General features: G+C 66.6%; 18 protein-coding genes. 7 read left to right on the forward strand and 11 right to left on the reverse strand.

Going from position 1 to position 19,418, the window contains the following annotated elements:
* Positions 1 to 22: 22 nt before the first annotated feature.
* Genes HL653_RS22240 through HL653_RS22255 form a run of 5 tightly spaced genes read right to left on the reverse strand, consistent with a single transcriptional unit; the run spans position 23 to position 2,732 of the window.
* A complete protein-coding gene (locus HL653_RS22240; protein WP_171746424.1) occupies positions 23 to 721 on the reverse strand; it encodes a response regulator transcription factor in 699 nt (232 codons plus the stop codon).
* The gene (locus HL653_RS22245) at positions 718 to 1,968 is read right to left on the reverse strand and encodes a cell wall metabolism sensor histidine kinase WalK (RefSeq protein ID WP_171746425.1); all 1,251 of its coding nucleotides are present in this window, start codon (positions 1,966 to 1,968) and stop codon (positions 718 to 720) included. The genes HL653_RS22240 and HL653_RS22245 overlap by 4 nt, the downstream gene beginning before the upstream one ends.
* A gap of 22 nt (positions 1,969 to 1,990) precedes the next feature.
* Positions 1,991 to 2,119, reverse strand: coding sequence for a hypothetical protein (locus HL653_RS24525; RefSeq protein ID WP_301337942.1), 129 nt, complete (start codon positions 2,117 to 2,119; stop codon positions 1,991 to 1,993).
* A complete protein-coding gene (locus HL653_RS22250) occupies positions 2,113 to 2,292 on the reverse strand; it encodes a hypothetical protein (protein ID WP_171746426.1) in 180 nt (59 codons plus the stop codon). The genes HL653_RS24525 and HL653_RS22250 overlap by 7 nt, the downstream gene beginning before the upstream one ends.
* On the reverse strand, positions 2,289 to 2,732 hold the full coding sequence (locus HL653_RS22255) for a pseudoazurin (protein ID WP_171746427.1): 444 nt from the start codon (positions 2,730 to 2,732) through the stop codon (positions 2,289 to 2,291). The genes HL653_RS22250 and HL653_RS22255 overlap by 4 nt, the downstream gene beginning before the upstream one ends.
* A 161-nt stretch (positions 2,733 to 2,893) precedes the next feature.
* Between HL653_RS22255 and adh the strand changes: the two genes are divergently transcribed.
* The 4 genes from adh (at position 2,894) to HL653_RS22275 (ending at position 8,508) form a co-directional block, all read left to right on the forward strand.
* Entirely contained in the window at positions 2,894 to 4,414 is a 1,521-nt protein-coding gene (gene adh, locus HL653_RS22260; protein ID WP_171746428.1) for an aldehyde dehydrogenase, read from the forward strand.
* A gap of 241 nt (positions 4,415 to 4,655) precedes the next feature.
* On the forward strand, positions 4,656 to 5,045 hold the full coding sequence (locus tag HL653_RS22265; protein WP_171746429.1) for a DUF779 domain-containing protein: 390 nt from the start codon (positions 4,656 to 4,658) through the stop codon (positions 5,043 to 5,045).
* Positions 5,046 to 5,101: 56 nt separating this feature from the next.
* Complete coding sequence (locus HL653_RS22270) at positions 5,102 to 6,256, forward strand: FIST N-terminal domain-containing protein (RefSeq protein ID WP_253717290.1); 1,155 nt, start codon at positions 5,102 to 5,104, stop codon at positions 6,254 to 6,256.
* Positions 6,253 to 8,508 (forward strand): NahK/ErcS family hybrid sensor histidine kinase/response regulator, encoded by a 2,256-nt coding sequence (locus HL653_RS22275; protein WP_171746430.1) that lies wholly within the window; start codon positions 6,253 to 6,255, stop codon positions 8,506 to 8,508. The genes HL653_RS22270 and HL653_RS22275 overlap by 4 nt, the downstream gene beginning before the upstream one ends.
* A 143-nt stretch (positions 8,509 to 8,651) precedes the next feature.
* Here HL653_RS22275 and HL653_RS22280 read toward each other — a convergent pair whose 3' ends face one another.
* The 4 genes from HL653_RS22280 to pedF all read right to left on the reverse strand — a co-directional run bounded on the left by HL653_RS22280 (position 8,652) and on the right by pedF (position 12,699).
* On the reverse strand, positions 8,652 to 9,395 hold the full coding sequence (locus tag HL653_RS22280) for a response regulator transcription factor (RefSeq protein WP_171746431.1): 744 nt from the start codon (positions 9,393 to 9,395) through the stop codon (positions 8,652 to 8,654).
* Positions 9,392 to 11,089, reverse strand: coding sequence for a methanol/ethanol family PQQ-dependent dehydrogenase (locus HL653_RS22285; protein WP_253718176.1), 1,698 nt, complete (start codon positions 11,087 to 11,089; stop codon positions 9,392 to 9,394). Before HL653_RS22285 ends, HL653_RS22280 begins: the two co-directional genes overlap by 4 nt.
* A gap of 315 nt (positions 11,090 to 11,404) precedes the next feature.
* Complete coding sequence (locus HL653_RS22290; protein WP_253717292.1) at positions 11,405 to 12,265, reverse strand: ABC transporter substrate-binding protein; 861 nt, start codon at positions 12,263 to 12,265, stop codon at positions 11,405 to 11,407.
* Entirely contained in the window at positions 12,265 to 12,699 is a 435-nt protein-coding gene (pedF, locus tag HL653_RS22295) for a cytochrome c-550 PedF (protein WP_171746433.1), read from the reverse strand. The genes HL653_RS22290 and pedF overlap by 1 nt, the downstream gene beginning before the upstream one ends.
* A 125-nt stretch (positions 12,700 to 12,824) precedes the next feature.
* Between pedF and HL653_RS22300 the strand changes: the two genes are divergently transcribed.
* From HL653_RS22300 to acs, 3 genes are all read left to right on the forward strand, one after another.
* The gene (locus HL653_RS22300) at positions 12,825 to 13,805 is read left to right on the forward strand and encodes a PQQ-dependent catabolism-associated beta-propeller protein (protein ID WP_171746434.1); all 981 of its coding nucleotides are present in this window, start codon (positions 12,825 to 12,827) and stop codon (positions 13,803 to 13,805) included.
* Between the two features lie 164 nt (positions 13,806 to 13,969).
* Positions 13,970 to 15,385: a porin gene (locus HL653_RS22305; protein WP_171746435.1), complete on the forward strand. Its 1,416-nt coding sequence runs from the start codon at positions 13,970 to 13,972 to the stop codon at positions 15,383 to 15,385.
* A 65-nt stretch (positions 15,386 to 15,450) separates the two neighbouring features.
* Positions 15,451 to 17,403 (forward strand): acetate--CoA ligase, encoded by a 1,953-nt coding sequence (gene acs / locus HL653_RS22310; RefSeq protein WP_171746436.1) that lies wholly within the window; start codon positions 15,451 to 15,453, stop codon positions 17,401 to 17,403.
* Between the two features lie 228 nt (positions 17,404 to 17,631).
* Here the strand turns inward: acs and HL653_RS22315 are convergent, their stop codons facing one another.
* Positions 17,632 to 18,573 (reverse strand): quinoprotein relay system zinc metallohydrolase 1, encoded by a 942-nt coding sequence (locus HL653_RS22315; protein WP_171746437.1) that lies wholly within the window; start codon positions 18,571 to 18,573, stop codon positions 17,632 to 17,634.
* Positions 18,570 to 19,373 carry a quinoprotein dehydrogenase-associated SoxYZ-like carrier gene (locus HL653_RS22320; protein ID WP_171746438.1) on the reverse strand — a complete coding sequence of 268 codons (804 nt, stop codon included), beginning with the start codon at positions 19,371 to 19,373 and terminating at the stop codon, positions 18,570 to 18,572. The genes HL653_RS22315 and HL653_RS22320 overlap by 4 nt, the downstream gene beginning before the upstream one ends.
* Positions 19,374 to 19,418 lie beyond the last annotated feature (45 nt).

Raw genomic sequence — 19,418 nt, forward strand, 5'->3', positions numbered from 1 at the left:
GGGTGCGATCCTGAAAACGGCTTCAGGAAGACTGATACCTTGGGTCGGTCTCCGTGCCCCCGGTGAGGCGGAAGCCCTGCCCGCGCACGGTTTCGATCGTCACCGCCGTGCCCGCTGCCGCGAGGCGCCTGCGGAGCGACCCAATATGCACGTCCAGCGTATTGTCGGTGATGTGCGCTTCCTCGCCCCAAAGGGCATCGATCAGGCATTGGCGCCCGATCACCGCATCTTTCGCGCGCACCAGCTGCAGCAGAAGATCGAAGGCCTTGCCCCCGCACGGAAGGAGCCGCCCCCTGCAGCGGACCTCGCGCAGCACGCCGTCCACGGTCAGATCGTGGTGCCGCAGAGGCTCGGGCGCGCGCTCGGCCACGCGACGCTCGATCACGCGCAGCCGCGCGATCAGTTCCTCGAAGGCGAACGGCTTGGGCAGATAATCGTCGGCGCCCGCATCGAAGCCCTCCAGCCTGTCCTCCACCGCATCGCGCGCGGTCAGCATCATCACCGGGATATTGCCCGTCGCGCGCAGCATGCGGCAGATCTCCAGTCCGTCGCCGTCAGGCAGGCCCAGATCGAGCAGGACCGCATCGAAACAGCCCGTCTCCGCCAGCTCGGAAACCCGCGCGGCGGTCCGCTCCCACGCCACCCTGTGCCCGCGCGCGGCGAGGCCGCGGTTGACGAAGCGGCCGATGCCGGCATCGTCCTCCACCAGCAGGATATTCATGCCGCCTCCGCCAGCGGCAGGCTGATCGCGATCCGGCAGCCGCCGCCGATATCGTTCGCGGCACGGATGACGCCGCCATGTTGCTCCACCACCCAGCGGGCGAGCGCGAGCCCCAGCCCGGTGCCCCCGCGCATGCGGCCGGCGGCGGACTGATAATAGGCATCGAAGATCCGGGGCAGTTCGGCGGGCATCACGCCCGCGCCCTGATCCGCAATCTCGATCTCTGCGCATCCGTCGCGTTCCTGCACCAGCATGGAAAGCGTGCCGCCCATCGGCGAGAATTTGATGCCGTTGTCCAGCACCGCCAGCAGCGCCTGCCCCAGCCAGCGCGCGTCGCCCCGCACCGCCAGCGCGGGCGCGGACATGTTCAGCGCGAGGCGGACATCGGAGGACCGGGCGTACGGGGCCGCCGTATCGCCCGCAACGATGGCAAGCGCCACCAGATCGAGCGGCACGTGATCGAGCCTGAGGCGCCCGTCCTCCGCGCTCGCCAGTCCCAGCAATTCCTCGATCCGGTGCCCGAGAAAATCGGCGTTGGCGACCACATGGCCCAGCGCCTCGCGCAGATCGTCCGTGCTGGCGGCGGGGTCGGCCAGCGATACCTCCGCCTCGCCCCGCATCACCGTCACGGGCGTGCGGAGTTCGTGGCTCGCCTTGGCGAAGAACAGGCGCCGCGAGGCATCGATCGCGCGCAGGTCCGCCGTGCGCGCCTCCACCTCGTCCGTCAACCGCCGGTTCGCCCGGGTCAACGCGGCGCTTCCCGCCAACGCCGCCGCGATGGCGGCACCAGCCAGGATCGAAGCGAGGAATGCCGTGCGCCTGCGCAGGGTCGCCATCGCGGAGACGACTTCGGCCGCCTCGCGCTGCTCTCGGCGGGTGATGCGATCGGCTGTCGCGATCAACCGATCGCGCGGCCCGCCGGCTAGCGCCAGGGCGACGAGCCCGGCGGCCTCGTCCGCCTCGGCCTGCTGCGCCGCAAGCGCCGCAGGGCCGTCGAGCGAGCCGCGTTCGAGATCGATCGACGCGCGATAGTCGCGCGCGGCGCGCTCGATCGCATCGCGCGACGCCCACTCCGCCACCATCGCCTCAATCCGGGCGACATCCGCGAGTTGCGACTGCGCGATCATGGCGCGCTCCAGGTGACGGCCCGCCGCGCCCATACTCAGCAAGAAGGCGGCGAGCAACGCCACCAGAGACAGAATCAGCGCCGCCAGGAGCGCCGCACCCGCCAGTCTGGGCTGCGTCACGATCTGCCTCCCCCGGCGTTGGCTAGAGCGCCACGGCGCGCGAGATGACCGGCCCGATATCCGTGAAATTGGGCAGCTCGCCCCTCACGGCCGGGACCGTCGGCGATCCGAGCACCGCGTCGATCGCATCGCCCGATGCGAAGGTCAGCATCGCCACCGCCTTTTCGGCGCGCCTTCTCCGGCGGAGAAATAAGCCTCGGCCGAGGACAGACCATATTGCCGCGACGCCTTCACGACGAGCGGCAGCTGCGACGCGACATAATCTTCGCGATCGAACCGGCCGCCGCCGTCCCTGGGATAGGTGGCGAACAGCGCGGCGGTCATTTTGCGGACGCCAGCATCGGCGCCATCCGCTTCTTGGCCAGCGGCGGCAGCGCGACGGCGGCGGCCGCCGCCGCGTTCGGCGACGCGCCGGTGCCCACCTTCACCAGTGCGACCATTCCGATCGAAAAATGCGGCAGGCACTTGATGCCGTACAGGCCGGGCTTGGAGACGGTGAGAACATATTCCTTGTTCATGGCGCCGTTCGGCTCGCTCACGCCGTCGGGCATCATGCCGGCGATCGGCTGGGCATTATGGCCCATGTCCGTGGGCATGAAATGGATCTTGTCGCCGGGAGACGCCTGCACGAAGGCCGGCTCGAACACCATCATCCCGCCGCTCCCCTGATTTTTCATCTGGACGGTGATGTCCTTGGCGAAGGCGGGAGCGGCCAAAATCGCGCCACTGAACAGCATGATCGTGAGCGGCGTAGCAAAACGCATTCGGGCATTCCCTTCGAAACGAGCAATTTAGGGAAGATCAGCACAGGCGCATGCGCCGTTCTATGGACCTTTGGTGCAATGGAGCAGTGCTTCCGACCCTGCAATTTTCACTGTTGAGGACGACCCCTGAGTCGATCGGAACAGCATCTGGGAGAGCGGACATGTTGCAGCAGACCATCGAGCAGTTGAAAGGCGATGTCGTCATTCGCTCCAAATATGATAATTTTATTGGAGGACAGTGGGTTGCGCCGGTCGAAGGGCGCTATTTCGACAATCCCTCACCGATCACCGGCAAGACGGTCTGCCAGATTGCGCGCGGCACCGCCGCCGATATCGAGCTGGCGCTGGATGCCGCGCACGCCGCCAAGGAGAAATGGGCCCGCACGTCGCCGCAAGAACGCGCCCGCATCCTCCTGCGGATCGCGGACCGGATGGAGGAGAAGCTCGATCTGCTCGCGCTCGTCGAGACGATCGACAACGGCAAGCCGATCCGCGAGACGACCCACGCGGATCTGCCGCTGGCCGTGGATCACTTCCGCTATTTCGCGGGCTGCCTGCGCGCGCAGGAAGGCTCGATCGCGGAGATCGATCACGACACGATCGCCTATCATTTCCATGAGCCGCTGGGGGTCGTCGGGCAGATCATCCCCTGGAACTTCCCGCTGTTGATGGCGGTGTGGAAGCTCGCCCCCGCGCTCGCCGCCGGCAATTGCGTGGTACTAAAGCCCGCCGAGCAGACCCCGATGTCGATCATGGTGCTGATGGATATCCTGTCAGACATCCTGCCGCCGGGCATCCTCAACGTCGTCAACGGTTTCGGCATCGAAGCCGGCAAGCCGCTCGCGCAGAACAAGCGCATCGCCAAGATCGCCTTCACCGGCGAGACGACCACCGGCCGCCTTATCATGCAATATGCCACGGAGAATTTGATCCCGGTTACGCTGGAACTGGGCGGCAAGAGCCCGAACATCTTCTTCGCAGACGTAATGCAGGAAGATGACGACTTCCTGGACAAGGCGCTGGAAGGGTTCACGATGTTCGCGCTCAATCAGGGCGAGATCTGCACCTGCCCAAGCCGCGCGATCGTCCACGAGAGCATCTATGATCGCTTCATGGAGAAGGCCATCGCCCGCGTCCGCAAGATCCAGCAGGGCAGCCCGCTGGACGCGGCCACGATGATCGGCGCGCAGGCTTCCAACGACCAGCTCGAGAAGATCCTGTCCTACATCGATATCGGCCGGGCCGAGGGCGCCAAGGTGCTTACCGGCGGCGATCGCGCGATGCTCGAAGGCGAACTGGCCGGCGGCTATTACGTCACGCCGACCGTGCTGGAAGGCCACAACAAGATGCGCGTCTTTCAGGAGGAGATATTCGGGCCGGTTCTCGCCGTCACCACGTTCAAGGACGAGGCGGACGCGCTCGCGATCGCCAATGATACGCTCTACGGCCTCGGCGCGGGCGTCTGGAGCCGCAACGGCACGACCGCCTATCGCATGGGCCGCGGCATCCAGGCCGGCCGCGTATGGACCAATTGCTACCACGCTTATCCCGCGCATGCGGCATTCGGCGGATACAAGCAGTCGGGCATCGGTCGCGAGACGCACAAGATGATGTTGGATCATTATCAGCAGACCAAGAATCTGCTGGTCAGCTACAGCCCCAAGGCGCTCGGCTTCTTCTGAGGCGCCGCCGGCTCGCCTATCCTGACTGGGGTCAGGAGTCCGGGAGGTTCTGACGCTCCCCAAGGCTCTCCGCGGAGCCTCCCGGACGCTTTGTTGGATGCCGCCCCGGAGGTTCGTTCATCCCCGGCGCATCCTCCCGCATCGTTCTTCCCGTTCGATGCGGGAGGATGCGCCGGCTTCGACGGGCTGCGGACAGACGGCGCAGTTCCATCGCAGCCTCATCACTCAGGCAGATCGCACGATGAAGCGCCCGCCCCGCATCCTCGCCACCCCCGCCGCCGAGGCTCTGATCGGGCAGCTTGCCGCGCAGCATGGTCCGCTGATGTTCCATCAGTCCGGCGGCTGCTGCGACGGCTCCGCGCCGATGTGCTATCCCGCCGGTGAATTTCGGACCGGCGCCCAGGACGTTCTCCTGGGTCATGTCGCAGGCGATGTCCCCGTCTGGATCGGCGCCGCGCAGTTCGAATATTGGCGCCATACGCAGGTGACGATCGACGTCGTGCCGGGGCGCGGCGCCGGCTTTTCGCTGGAAGGGCCGGAAGGCTTCCGCTTCATCATCCGCAGCCGGGTATTCAGCGATGCGGAATCCGACGCGCTCGAGACCGGGCCACCGCTCGCGCGCGGAGGATGAAATTGCGCTCCACGACATGGATGACGCGGCCGCGCGGCGCTGTCATACTGCCTGCCGTGGAGAGAAGAAAAGACGCGTACACGCCCGCCGTTCGCGCGGCGAGTTCCGATCTGGCCGATCCGGTCGGCGCGATCGAGGCCGTGTTTCGTGAACTTGATCCGCTCAGCCTGGCGGGCCTGATCCTGTTTTGCTCCAGCCGCTACGATCTAGCGGCGGTGGCCGATGCCATCTCAGAACGGAGCGAGGGCATCACCGTGATCGGCTGCACTTCCTCGGGCGAGATCAGCCCCGAAGGGATCAGCGAGGGCACGATCACCGCGATCGGTTTTCCGGCCGAGCATTTCGCCATGTCCGCGATGCGCTTCGAGGCGCTCGACCAGTTCGATACCGGGCACGCGCATCGCGCCGTTCGCGAACTTGTCGCGAGCGCGGCCGAGCATTCGCGCCACCTAGGGCCGGATATCAGCCGCGCCGCGCTGTTCCTCGTCGATGGCCTGTCCCATCGCGAGGAGATGCTGACCGTCACGGTGCAGGATGCGCTCGGCGAGATTCCGCTGATCGGTGGCTCCTCCGGCGACGGGCTGGATTTCCGGGAGACCTTCGTGCTGCACGAGGGCGCCTTCCGCCGTGACGCGGCGCTGGTCGCGATCCTCTCCTCCACGCATCGGATGCAGGCGTTCCGCTCGCAGCATTACAAGCCCGGCAAGGTGAAGATGGTGATCACCGGCGCGGATCCGGTCGATCGCATCGTTCACGAGGTGAATGCGGAGCCGGCCGCGCAGGAATATGCGCGCCTCGCCGGCGTATCGATCGCGGAGCTGGGTCCGGAGGTGTTCGCCTCGCATCCGCCGATGGTGCGCGCAGGCGGCGAATATTATTGCCGTTCGATCCAGTCTGCCAATCCCGACGGCAGCCTCACTTTCTATTGCGCGATCGACGAGGGCGTCGTCCTCACGTTGGGCGAGGCGCACGATGTGATGCACGAGTTGGAGGGCCTGTTCGATCGGCTGGACGAAGCGGTCGGCGGCATCGATCGGGTGATCGGCTTCGATTGCGTGTTGAATTCGGTCGATCTGCGCCAACGCCAGTTGCGGCGGGATGTCTCAAATCTCTTCGCCGCGCGCCGCGTCGTCGGTTTCAACACCTATGGCGAGCAATTCCATGCGTTGCATGTGAACCAGAGCTTCAGCGGCCTCGCGATCGGGCGATGAGCAGCCGCCCAGCCCCCAATCTGCAGCAGCAACGCATCGCCGAGTTGGAAGCGAAGCTCGCCAAGGCCGAGCGGATCAATCTGGTGCTGATGGACCGGATCGAGCGTTCCACCGATCTGCAGGGCAACGCTTTTTCGCTGTTCGAGACGGCCATCGCCCTAGAAGGGCATGTTCGCGACCGCACGGCGGATCTTGAGCGCGCCCTTGGTCAGCTGGCCGCGACCAATGCGGCGCTCGCCACTGCCAAGGAGCAGGCCGACGGTGCCGAACGACGGCTGCGCGATGCGATCGACAGCATCAACGAGGGCTTCGCGATCTTCGATGCCGATGATCGCCTGATCCTGTGCAACGAAACGTATCTCGGCCTGTGGCCCAGCGTCGCGCACCGCATTGTTCCCGGAATCACGTTCAGCGAGATCGTGCATCTGATCGGCGAGACCGGAGACAGCCTCGGCGCGCGCCTCGCGCCGGAACGCTGGGTATCGGAGCGGCTGGCACAGCATGGCGTGGTCGAGGGCGGGCATATCCACGTCCTGCCCGACGGCCGCTGGATCCAGGCCAACGAACTGCGGACGAGCGAGGGCGGCATCGTCGGCGTCTATACCGACATCACGGACGTGAAGGCGGCCGACGCGCGCCAGCGCGCGCACGAACTGGCGCAGAAGACCGCGGTGCTGCAATCGACGCTCGACAATATCCGGCTGGGCGTGGCGGTGTACGATACCGATCGCCAGCTGATCGCCTCGAACGGCCCGCTGCTATCGATGATCGGCCTGCCCGACGATTGCCTGCCGATGGTGACGACCCATTCTGGCATGGTCGAGACCTGCCGCCGGCTGAACGGCCCGCTGGGCGATCCCAACCCGCTGGACTGGCTTCCGGCCGGATCGCCCGACATCGTCGCGCAGCGCCGTCAGTCGCGCGGCCATGTCATCGAGGTGCGCCGCTCCGCCATGGCCGATGGCGGCATGGTGATGAGTTTCGAGGACATCACCGAGCGTCTCGCCGCTGAGGAAGCCCTTCGCGGAACGGCCGAGACGCTGGAGCGCCGCGTCGAGGAGCGGACCGCCGACATCGCCGCCGTCAATGCCAAGCTGCAGCGCGAAGTGAGCGAGCGTCTCGCCGCCGAGGCGGCGCTGCGCGGGGCCAAGACGGCCGCCGAGGAGGCGAACCTCTCGAAGACGCGCTTCCTCGCTGCGGCCAGCCACGATCTGCTCCAGCCTCTCAACGCCGCGCGGCTGTTCGTCTCGGCCATTGCCGAGCGGCGCCTGGCGACGCCTACGCGCGCGCTCGTCCGCCAGACCGGCTCTGCGCTGGATTCGGTCGAGGATCTGCTGGAGGCGCTGCTGGAAATCTCGAAGCTGGATGCCGGCGCGATCGTGCCGCATATGGCGGATTTCCCGCTCGCCGAGCTGCTCGGGGCGATGCGCGGCGAATTTGCGCCGGTCGCCCGTGCGCGCGGCCTCGCGCTGCGGATCCCGGCGACGTCCTTATGGGTGCGATCGGATATGCGGCTGGTGCGTCGCATCATCCAGAATCTCGTCTCCAATGCGCTGCGCTATACCGAGCATGGTCAGGTCGAGCTGCGGTGCCGCAAAGCCGGCGATCGCGTGAAGATCGAGGTGATCGATACGGGCATCGGTATCGCGGCCGAGCATCACGCCATGATCTTCGAGGAGTTTCGCCGGCTTGACGACGGGCGCGATCGGGGCCGCGGTATGGGCCTGGGCCTCGCGATCGTTCAGCGCGCCGCCCGCACGCTCGACGCGCATGTCGCCATGCGCTCGGCGCCGGGCGAAGGCTCGCTCTTCCGCTTGTCCCTGCCGATCGCGGCGCCGCAGGAGATCGCACCCGCGCCCCGCGATCTCCCCCGGCGCCGCGCGGCGACCGAGCAGACGGTGCTCGTGATCGATAACGAACCCGCCATTCTGGAGGGGATGACCGCGATGCTGGGCGGCTGGGGCTGCCGCGTCACTGCGGTCCGCGACGATGCCGGCGCGCTGGCGGCGATCGACGGAGGCGTCCAGCCCGACCTGATCCTGGCCGATTATCATCTCGATCAGGAAAAGACCGGCGATGAGGCGGTCCGTCGCGTCCGCGCGCGTCTCGATGCGGACATTCCGGCGATCATCATCACCGCGGATCGCATGCTTGAATTGCGCGACCGCCTCGTCGCGGCCGGCTTCGACTGTCTGACGAAGCCGGTAAAGCCGGCCCAGCTGCGCGCGCTGCTGAGCCGGCCTGCGGCATAGCGGGATCGGCATCATGACGATCCTCGGGGCCCGTTGCCAAATGACGTGACGCCACCTCGGCCGGGTCGCCGCTCGTTCACGCCGCTCCCGCCCGGTCCGAATGCAGCCGCCGTCCGCGCCGACGGAGCGGCATCCCGCGTCGCTCAGTGCGCCCCGGTCGCGCCCCGATCGAAACCGACCTTGTTGACCATGATCACCGCTTGCGTTCGGCTGAACACATTCAGTTTGGCGAGGATCGCCGAGACGTGCGCTTTCACCGTCGTCATCGAGACGTCGAGTTCATAGGCGATCTGCTTGTTCAGCTTGCCCTCCACCAGCAGCCCGAGCACCACTTTCTGCTGGGGCGTGAGATGTTCGATCCGCCGCATGATCTCCCGCCGCTCGATCTGCCCTTCGCCGTCGTCGCTGGCATTGGCCGGAACGTAGATTTCGCCGGCCAGAACCGATTTCAGCGCCTCCACGATCGCCCCGCGCTTCAGCGATTTCGGGATGAAGCCCGCCGCGCCCGCGCTCAGCGCGGCGGATACGATGTCGCGCTCGCATTCGGCCGAGACCATCACGATCGGCAGCGCTGGAAAGCGCCGCCGAAGCGTGACGAGCCCGCTGATGCCGCGCGCCCCAGGCATGTTGACGTCGAGCATGACGAGATCGAAATCGCCCTCGCGCTCGATCACCGCGATCGTCTCGTCGAGGGTTGCCGCCTCGAAGGTTTCGCAACTGTCGAACGCGACCGAGATGACGGAACGCAGCCCGTCCCGCACCATCGGATGGTCGTCCGCGATCAGCACGCGCTCCACCGATGTCGCCTCCGCCATGCTCTCTTCTACCAGCGCCGGCACCGGATCGCGAGGCCAGCCGATGCCGGGCGGAGGGACCGCGGCGGTCATGCCTTGGGAAGCTTGAACACCCACAGCGATCCTCCCTGGTTGATGTGCTGCACGGCCTTGGCCACCTCGCCCCCCCACAGCGGAACAGCACCGCCCCAGCCCGACATGACCGCGATATATTGCTCGCCATCCTGCTCCCACGTCACGGGCGAGCCGACCACGCCGGATCCGGTGTTGAACTTCCACAATTCCTTGCCGGTCTTCGCGTCGAACGCCTTCAGATAGCCTTCGGGGGTGCCGGTGAAGACCAGGCCGCCGGCGGTGGTCAGAACGCCGCCCCAGAGCGGAGCCTTGTTCTTATATTCCCACATGATCTTGCCGGTGGCCGGGTCCACCGCGCGCAGGGCGCCGATATAATCCTGATTGAGTGGCTTGATCGTGAAGCCCGCGCCCAGATAGGCCGCCCCCTTCTTGTAGGTGATCGGCTCGTTCCAGATGTCCATGCCCCACTCGTTGGCGGGCACGTAAAAATAGCCGGTCTGCTGCGAATAGGCCATCGGCATCCAGTTCTTCGCGCCGAGGAATGCGGGCGCGGAGAAGACGGTCGATCCCTTGTCCGTGGTGGGCGCGCCGGGACGGTTGCTGTCGTCGAAGATTGGCCGGCCGGCCTTGGTATAGCCCTTGGCCCAGGTGATCTTGTTCACGAACGGCGTCGCCTGGATGAACTTGCCGTTGGTCCGATCCAGCACGAAGAAATAGCCGTTGCGATTGGCCTGCGCGCCCAGCTTCATCATCTTGCCCCCGACCTTGGCGTCGAAGGGAATGAATTCGTTGACGCCGTCGAAGTCCCAGCCGTCGTGCGGCGTATATTGATAGTGCCACTTGATCTCGCCCGTATCGGCATCGATCGCCAGTGTGGACGAGGTGTAGAGATTGTCGCCCGGCCGGAGATGGCTGTTCCACGGCGCCGGATTGCCCGTACCGAAGAAGACGAGGTTGGTGTCGGGATCATAGGTGCCGCCCAGCCACGGCGCGCCGCCGCCCGTTTTGTACTGGTCGCCCTGCCAGCTGGCGTTGGTCTTGCCGGTGACGGTGGAATCCTTGCCGTTCAGCTGGCCCATATTCCCTTCGATCGTCGGCCGCGACCACACGAGTTCGCCGGTGTTGACGTCGCGCGCCTCGACCCTGCCGATGATGCCGAATTCGCCGCCGGAATTGCCGTAGATCACCTTGCCCTTCACGATCATCGGCGCGGCCGTGTTCGAATAGCCGGCCGCATAATCCTGCAGCGTCTTGTTCCAGATCACCTTGCCGGTGTTGCGGTTGAGCGCGACCATGTGCGCGTCCAGCGTCGCGAAAATGATCTTGTCGCCATAGATCGCGGCGCCGCGATTGACGACGTCACAGCAGGGCATGATGCCGTCGGGCAGGCGCGCGCTATATTCCCATTTCTCTTCGCCCGTCTTGGCGTCGAACGCGAACAGGCGGCTGTAGGAGCCGGTGACGTAGATCGTGCCGTCATAGACGATCGGCTGGCTTTCCTGCCCGCGCTGCTTCTCGCCGCCGAGCGAAGCCGAAAAGGCCGGAACGAGCTTGGCGACGGTCGTCGTATTGATCTGGTCGATCGGGCTGAAACGCTGTGCCTTCGGGCCCATGCCATAGGTGAGGACGGACGCGGTGTTCGTCGCGGATGACATCAGATCCGCATCGGTCGGCCCGGCGGGCGACTGGGCGATCACGGAGGATGCCAGCATCGACGTCAGCGCCCCCAGCGCCGCAATAGTTGGAAAGCGCTTCATCGGTCCCCTCTCCTTGTTGTCCGCGTGACTGACGCACGCATCGGGATGAGTGCGATGCTAAAAGCGGGGGCTGGGCGAGCAATTGGACCTTGGACCAAGTCTGAAGTCTTTTTCAGGTTTCGGAAGGGTCCGATTCCCTTCTCCGTTCGCACCGAGCTTGTCGAAGCACCGTCCTTCCTCTTACCGGCAAGAAGGACGGCACCCTTCGACCGCGTGGAAGACAGGCGTTCAGAGCATGCTTCGACAAGCTCGGCGCGAACAGGACGGGAATCAGCTTTCCGCTGCGGGCCGGTAGGTCACGCCATAGCGTTCGAAGATCGCCGGGATCTTGCCGTTGGCGATCAGCGCCGTCACCACCGCCTCCAGCTTGTCGCCCAGATCGCGGCTGTCGTCCTTCACGGCCAATCCGACATTCCAGCCCGGCGACATCATCATCGGCAGCGGCCCCTTGCGGGCCACCAGCCGCGCGCGATCCTTCACCAGCCCGTGCTCGATCTGCGCCCGCGTCGCGACGACGGCCTCAGTGTCGCCGGCCGCCGTCGCGCCCACCGCCAGCACGCCGTTGGAAAAGTGCTTCACGCTCGGCCGCAGCGCGCCCCCGCCCACGCTCGACAGGTAGAAATCGGGGATGGTGTCGATCTCGGCGGCGAGCGGGTTGCCCTTCAGCTCGGTCGGCGCGATCTCGCAATCCGGCTGCTTCTCGCGGTTGCACGCCATCGTGAAGCTCTCGCGATAATAAGGCGCTATCAGAACCGCGCGATCATTGGCGAGCGCCAGTTGCCGATCGATCGGCACGTGCATCATCACGTCGGCGGGCGCCTGGCCGACCACCGATCCGCGCCACACCGCGTTGCGGAGATCGGCCGCCACATCGTCGCCGGGGATCAGCTCCACGAAGCTCGCCCGCACCGCCAGCGCGGCCGCGATCAGTTCGCCCATCTCGATGTCGATGCCCTTCAGCGCATCGCCGTCGCGCCACGACCAGGGCTCGAAATCGCGATAGACAGCAATCGAGAGCACATCGTTCTTGATGACCCTGTCCAGCGGCGCGGCGAATGCCGGCAGCGCGATCGTCACGGCCGCGCCACCGGCCAGCGTCATCATCCGTCGCCGCGTGATCAGGGGCGTCATCAGCTGTCGGTATGCTTGGTTTCGAGCCATGCGCGGATCGCCCAGCCAGCCTTCTGGCCCAGCACCTCGCCCATGGGCGGCATATAGACCTTCCCGTCGCGGGCCGAGCCATGCTGGTAGCGTTGGATGAACCATTCGTCGCCGCTGTCGCCCACCTCCAGGTAGCGCAGATCGGGTGCAATCCCGCCCGATATCGCCTCGAGGCCATGGCAGCGCGCGCAATTCTGGCCGTAGGCGCCTTCGCCGATCTTGATGGCGGTGGCGTTGCCCCGATAGGGATTATGCTTCAGCCATTCCTCGCCTATGTCGGGCAGCGCGGAGGTGTCGACCGCCTGCGGCGTGACATTGCCGTGCGCGATCACCCGTCCGGAAATGGATGCCCCCGCCGCCAGCGCCGCGAGCCCCATCGCCACCGTGCTCACCCCAGCCTTCATGCAACCCTCCAGATACAGCGCGACCCTTCGCCGCTTCGCATCGGACAGTAGGATGGCCGGGATACGCGCCACATCGGACTTTCGGACTAGAGGCGGGAGTGCGGTCGGACGTCTAGAGTGACGGCATGCGCAAGACCTTCTTCGCCCTCGCCCCCACGCTCGTCCCCGCTTTCGCGTTGGCCCTGCCCGCCGCGCTGCCGGCGGCGACGGCCTATGTCTCCAACGAGCGCGGCAACACGATCACGGTGATCGACACCGCCACGCTCAAGACCATCGCGACGTGGGAGGTGGGCAAGCGCCCCCGCGGCATCCTTCTCTCGAAGGACGGCACGAAGCTCTACATCTGCGCGAGCGACGAAAATGCCGTGCAGGTGCTGGACCGCGCGACCGGCCGGCTGCTCGGCAATCTCCCCTCGGGTGAGGATCCGGAGCAGTTCGCCCTGTCGCCCGACGGCACCACCCTGTACGCCGCCAACGAACGCGACGCGGCCGTCACCGCAATAGACATCGCGAAGAAAAGCGTGGCCTGGCAGATCCCGGTCGGGGTCGAGCCCGAGGGAATGGCCGCCTCGCCCGATGGCAGATATGTCCTCTCCACCAGCGAAACGGACAGCCAGGTCCACTGGATCGACGTCGCCACCAGGACGGACGTCGCCCAGACAGAGGTCGGCCTCCGCCCGCGCCATGCCGAATTCACGCGTGACGGCGCACAGGTCTGGGTCTCGTCCGAGATCGGCGGCACGGTGAGCGTGATCGACGGGCGGACGCGTGCGGTGACGACGACGATCGCCTTCCGCCCCCCCGGCGTCCCGGCCGACAAGGTGATGCCCGTCGGCATCCGGTTCACCGCCGACGGCAAGACCGCGATCGTGGCGCTCGGCCGTGCCAACGCGATCGCGCTGGTGGATGTGGCGAGCCATCAGGTGACGGGCTACGTCACGGTCGGCCAGCGCGTCTGGCAGGTCGCGATCGAGCCGGGCGGCGCGCGCGTCTTCACCGCCAACGGCCTGAGCAACGACGTGTCGGTGGTCGATCTCGCGAAACGCACGGTCACGGCCACGCTTCCGGCGGGCAAGGCTCCCTGGGGCGTCGTGATCGCGCCGTGATCCCGCTCCTCCCCATTCGCGGTGGGGAGGATGGGAGCCGATTCCGACCCAAAGTCTCATGGCCCAAGGTCCAATAATCCAAAGTGCAATTTCGGCGAAAACACCGCCGGGGCAGTCTCCCCCGCAATCGGCCATGAGAGGCCGTCGAAACAGGGAGATAAGGGATGAGGACCCGGAAGGGGCGGCTTCACGCCGCCGTTGCGCTCGCATGTCTGATCGGGGTCGCCAGCCCCGCCATGGCGCAGGACGCGACCGATGCCCTGCTGCTGAAGCTCAAGGAGAAAGGCATCTTGAGTGAGGAGGAATATCAGACGCTGTCGGCGCGCAAGGCGGCAGCCCCGCCCGCCGCGACGACCGTGTCGACCACCGGCGCCGAAGGCGCCGCCCCGCAGCAGGCGGCGGCAGGCGCGCTGGACGACAAGAAGCTCGTCCGCGTGATGGATTCGGGCATCGGCATGAGCGTGGGCGACGTGAACATCGCCTTCGCAGGATCGGTAAACGGCTTCTACGTGCACGACAGCGGCGGCAACACCGCCGCCAATCGCCAGGTCGCCGGCGGTCTCGCCTCGGCCGGCCCCAAGAGTTCGTCGATCCGCAACGGCCTCCTTCCCGGCTTCTTCAAGATCAACGTGACGACGCAGCAGGCAGGCTGGGATGTCGGCGCGCATTTCGGTTTCTATCCCGGCATCAATTCGGTCTCCGGCGTCGGTGGCGCCAATTCGGCCGGCACGCCGCAGGCGCTGGCCACCGCCGGCATCGATTTCCGCCAGACCTACCTCACCTTCGGCAAGCCGAACGTGGGCGAGTTCAAGATCGGGCGCGATATCGGCCTGTTCGCGTCGGAAGCGATCCTGAACGACATCACCTTGCTGTCCGTGGGCTCTACCGGCGGCAACGCCGCGCCGTCGAACACGTCGCTCGGCCGGATCGGCCTTGGCTACATCTACACCGATTTCCAGCCGCAGATCACTTACACCACACCCAAGATCGGCGGATTCCAGGCGTCGGTCGGCGCGTTCCAGCCGCTGGTGACGATCGGCAACAACGAGGTGAACAAGCAGCCGGGCTTCCAGGGCAAGGCGACCTACGATTTCACTGCGGACAAGTTTACGGGCCATCTGTGGGTCGGCGGCATCACGCAGAAGCATGACGGTCTGCCCGGTTTCCCGTCCTACACCGGCAGCGGCTTCGATGCGGGCGCCAAGTTCGGCTATGCGGGCTTTACGCTGACCGGCTATTATTATGGCGGCAAGGGCATCGGCACGACCGGCCTGTTCATCCTCTCCACCGACGCCGCCGGCCGCAAGCGCAAGAGCAATGGCTGGTATGGCCAGGCCGCCTATACGATCGACAAGTTCACGATCGCCGGCAGCTACGGCGTCAGCCACCTGAGCCTGGCCAAGGGCGAGGTGAATCCGCTGCTGCTGGACGACAACAGCTCCTATGTCGGCCAGCTCCGCTATGGCCTGACCCCCTGGGTCACGCTCATCAGCGAATATGTCCACACCCGATCGACGGCGCACGGCCCGAACAAGGCCAATTCCGATGCTCTGGCGACCGGCGCGATCCTGTTCTTCTGAGCCCTCACCCGGTCGGCGGCGGGCCGCCGCCGTCGACCGCTTTCTATCCCGAGGAGTTGAGCCGCGTGGCTGACGATCTGATCCCCATCCCGGCCACCTTCCAGATCGATCCGCTCTACGATTCCGCTGGCTATGCGCGCGATTATCATCGCTCGCTCCACGATCCCGACGGCTTCTGGCGCGATCAGGTGCACCGGCTCGACTGGATCGAGACGCCCACCCGCATGGACGAAAGCAGCTTCCACGAAGCGGATTTCGGCATACGCTGGTTCGCGGACGGCACGCTGAACGTCGCCGCCAACTGCCTCGATCGCCATCTCGCCACGCGGCCCGACCAGACCGCGATCCTGTGGGAACCGGACAATCCCGCCGATGCGCCGCGCGCCATCACCTATGCCCAGCTTCACGAAGACGTCTGCCGCCTCGGCGCGGCTCTGCGCGCGCTGGGCGCGGGCAAGGGCGCGCGCGTCGCGATCTACATGCCGATGATTCCGGAAGCGGCCGTCGCGATGCTCGCCTGCGCGCGCATCGGCGCGATCCACTCGGTCGTCTTCGGCGGCTTCTCGCCCGATGCGCTCGCCGGTCGCATCCAGGATAGCGACGCCGGCATCGTCATCACCGCCGATGAGGGCCGCCGCGGCGGCAAGTCCGTCCCCCTCAAGGTCAATGTCAACGAGGCGCTGCGCCATTGTCCGGGCGTCCACGCCGTCCTCGTCGTCCGCAGCGGCAACGACACCGGCGGCGCGCCCGACGTCGTGATGCAGGCCGGGCGGGACCATTGGTATGACGAGGTGATCGCCCGCGTGCCGCCCGATTGCCCGCCCGAGCCGATGAACGCCTGCGATCCGCTGTTCATCCTTTATACGTCGGGCTCTACCGGCAAGCCCAAGGGCGTCGTCCATTCGTCGGGCGGCTACCTCCTGTGGGCCGCGCTCACCCATCAGGCCTGTTTCGATTATCGCCCGGGGCAGATCTTCTGGTGCGCGGCCGATGTCGGCTGGATCACCGGCCACACCTATATCGTCTATGGCGCACTCGCGAACGGCGCGACGACCCTGATGTATGAAGGCGTTCCCAACTGGCCGACGGCCTCGCGCATGTGGGAGGTCGTCGAGCGCCACAAGGTGGAGATCCTGTTCACCGCGCCCACCGTGCTGCGCTCGCTGATGCGTGAGGGTGACGAGCCCGTCGCGCGCACCGATCGCTCGTCCTTGCGGCTGCTCGGCTCGGTCGGCGAACCGATCAATCCGGAAGCGTGGCGCTGGTATCATGATGTCGTGGGCGAAGGCCGCTGCCCCGTGATCGACATGTGGTGGCAGACGGAGACGGGCGGCGGCATGATCGCCCCCCTCCCCGGCGCGATCCCGCTCAAGCGCGGCTCGGCCACCATGCCGCTGTTCGGGATCCAGCCCGAACTCGTCTCCGCCGACGGCCAGACGATCAAGGGTCCAGCGGATGGCAATCTCGTCATCGCGCGATCGTGGCCGGGCCAGATGTGCACGGTCTGGAACGATCATGCGCGCTTCTTCCAGGCCTATTTCTCCACCTATCCGGGCTATTATTTCACCGGCGACGGCGCCCGCCGCGACGCCGACGGCTATTGGTGGATCACGGGCCGCGTGGACGACGTCATCAACGTCTCCGGCCACCGAATGGGTACGGCGGAAGTGGAAAGCGCGCTCGTCCTCCACCACCAGGTTGCAGAGGCGGCCGTGGTCGGCATGCCGCATGCGCTGAAGGGCCAGGGAATCTATGCCTATGTGACGCTGAATGTGGGCGAGTTGCCGTCCGAGGATCTGCGTCGCACGCTGCGCGACTGGGTCCGGCGCGAGATCGGCCCGATCGCCGCGCCCGATGCGATCCAGTTCGCGCCGGGCCTGCCCAAGACCCGCTCGGGCAAGATCATGCGCCGCATCCTGCGCAAGATCGCCGAAGGCGAAGTCGGCGCGCTGGGCGACATCTCGACGCTCGCCGATCCCAGCGTGGTGGACCATCTTATCGCCAACCGGGCGAGCTAACGCCCAGCCTTCCACCTCTCTCACTCTCTCACCGGATCGTCGCGTCCCTCCATTCCCGTTCGTGCCGCGCCTGTCGAAGCACCGTCCTTCCTTCTGAAAAAACAGCCGGAAATGGACGGCCTCCTGCGACTACCTGCAGGGCAGGCGCTCGGGACAGGCTTCGAGACGAGCCCTCGGCTTCGCTCGACCCCGCCTCAGGATGAGCGGGAACATGAATGTGGATCGGTCCTAGCCGCGTCCGTCGATGCGCGGCAGCAATTCGGCCTCGATCGCCGGATACAGGTGACTCACCGATCGCTCCAGTTCGTAGCGTGCCGCCGCCATCCGGGCGAAGCGGTCGGGGATCGGCATCGCGCCCGCCGCCACCATGTCCATCCCGGCCAGCACGGCCGCGCGCAGCGCGCCCGTCAGCCATTCCAGCCAGTCACGCGTCTGGTCGATCGCGCTGGCGGGTCCCGGATCGAACGGGCCGTGCCCCGGCACGGTCGTCCGATGATCGATCGCCTTCAGCCTCGCCAGCGAGGCGAGCCACATCGGCACGTCGGCGTGCGGCGTGCTCGGCGCGCGATCGTGGAAGACGAGATCGCCCGCGATCAGCGTGCCCGTGGCCCGATCGAGGATCGCCAGATCGGCGCCGCTGTGGCCTGCCAGCGGCAGCAGGCCGAAGGTCCGGCCCCCGATCGTCTCGCTTTCGCCGGACAGGACCACGCCCGGCATGCGGAATTCGGTGCCGCGCATCCAGTCGCCCAGCAGCCGGTACATGCCATCGGCAAAGCCCTGCCCCTCGGTCCGCAGCGAGGCTGCCAGCGCCGGGGTCGCCGCCACGATCGCCGGATCGAACGCCGCCGCGCCATAGATATGATCGGGATGGAGATGCGTCAGATAGACCCGCGTCACCGGCTTTCCGGTCAGCGTGGCGGCCACCTGCGTCAGCGCCTGTCCATAGCGCAGCGAAGGGCCGCAATCGATCAGCACGGCGCCCGCATCGGTCGCCAGGATCGTGATGTTGGCGATCGCCCCGCCATTGCCCATCTCGATCGGGGCATCAGCGCCGTGGATCATCCAGATGCCGTCTCCGATCCGCTCCGGCACGATCCGATAGGCCGGCAGGGCCGCCGCCAAGGGCGCGGCGATCAGCCCCGCCAGGATGGTTCGGCGGCTCGGCGTCATGGCCGCGCCGCACCGACGGGGGTGGAGGTGGAAGGGGAGGCGGCGGTCACCGGCAACCGCGCATCATATTCGATCCCGCTCGTGTCGCGTCCCGTCACCGCCACCACGCTTCCCGGCGCGGCATCCACCAGAAGGGTCAGCGCGGGATCCTCGCTTACAGAGGCTTCCAGCGAGACGATGCCATATTCGTTCCCGTCGCGATCCGAGAGCGTCACCGTCTCCAGATTGTATGTGGGGATGTTGGCGACGAAGCCTGTATCCATCGGATGGCGGAACGAGAGTTGCACCCGCGCCACCCCGTCCGTCGCGATGGCCCGGCCGCGCACCTCGCCCAGATGTTGCGCCCAGTCGCCTCTCACCCGGCTCACCGGCGGGGCCGAGCAGCCCCCGCCCGCCGCGTCGATCCAGCCGCCCGCCGCCGCCCAGCTGCCGTCTGCCAGTTGCGCCGCGGCGCGGACGGGTGTGCGCTGGTCGAGCTTGATGCGCGTCGCGATGAAGGGTCTGGCGTGGGGCCCCGGCGCGAAATCGATCGCCAGCGGAATCGGGTTGAGGTCGGCAAAGATCAGGATCCGCTTCACCTGGCCCAGGGCGCGCGCATCCACCTGCACCGGAAACTGCCGCTGGTTTTCAGCGATGGCCGGAAAATGGACGATCAGCAGCGGATCGAAGCGCACCGGGTCGTCGCCGAAGAAGGTCTGCGCCAGCGCCGTCCAGTTCGGAGAACCCAGCGGATCGGCTGGTGGCGCTGCTTGCGCGCCGGTCGCGAACAGAAGCGCCAGCAGAAAAGCCTTTGCGGCCATGTCCTTCTCCCAAGGGACGGGTTTGACGTCACGCCGCAGCCGCTA

The sequence above is a fragment of the Sphingomonas sp. AP4-R1 genome (assembly GCF_013113735.1).
Taxonomy (GTDB): domain Bacteria; phylum Pseudomonadota; class Alphaproteobacteria; order Sphingomonadales; family Sphingomonadaceae; genus Sphingomonas_I.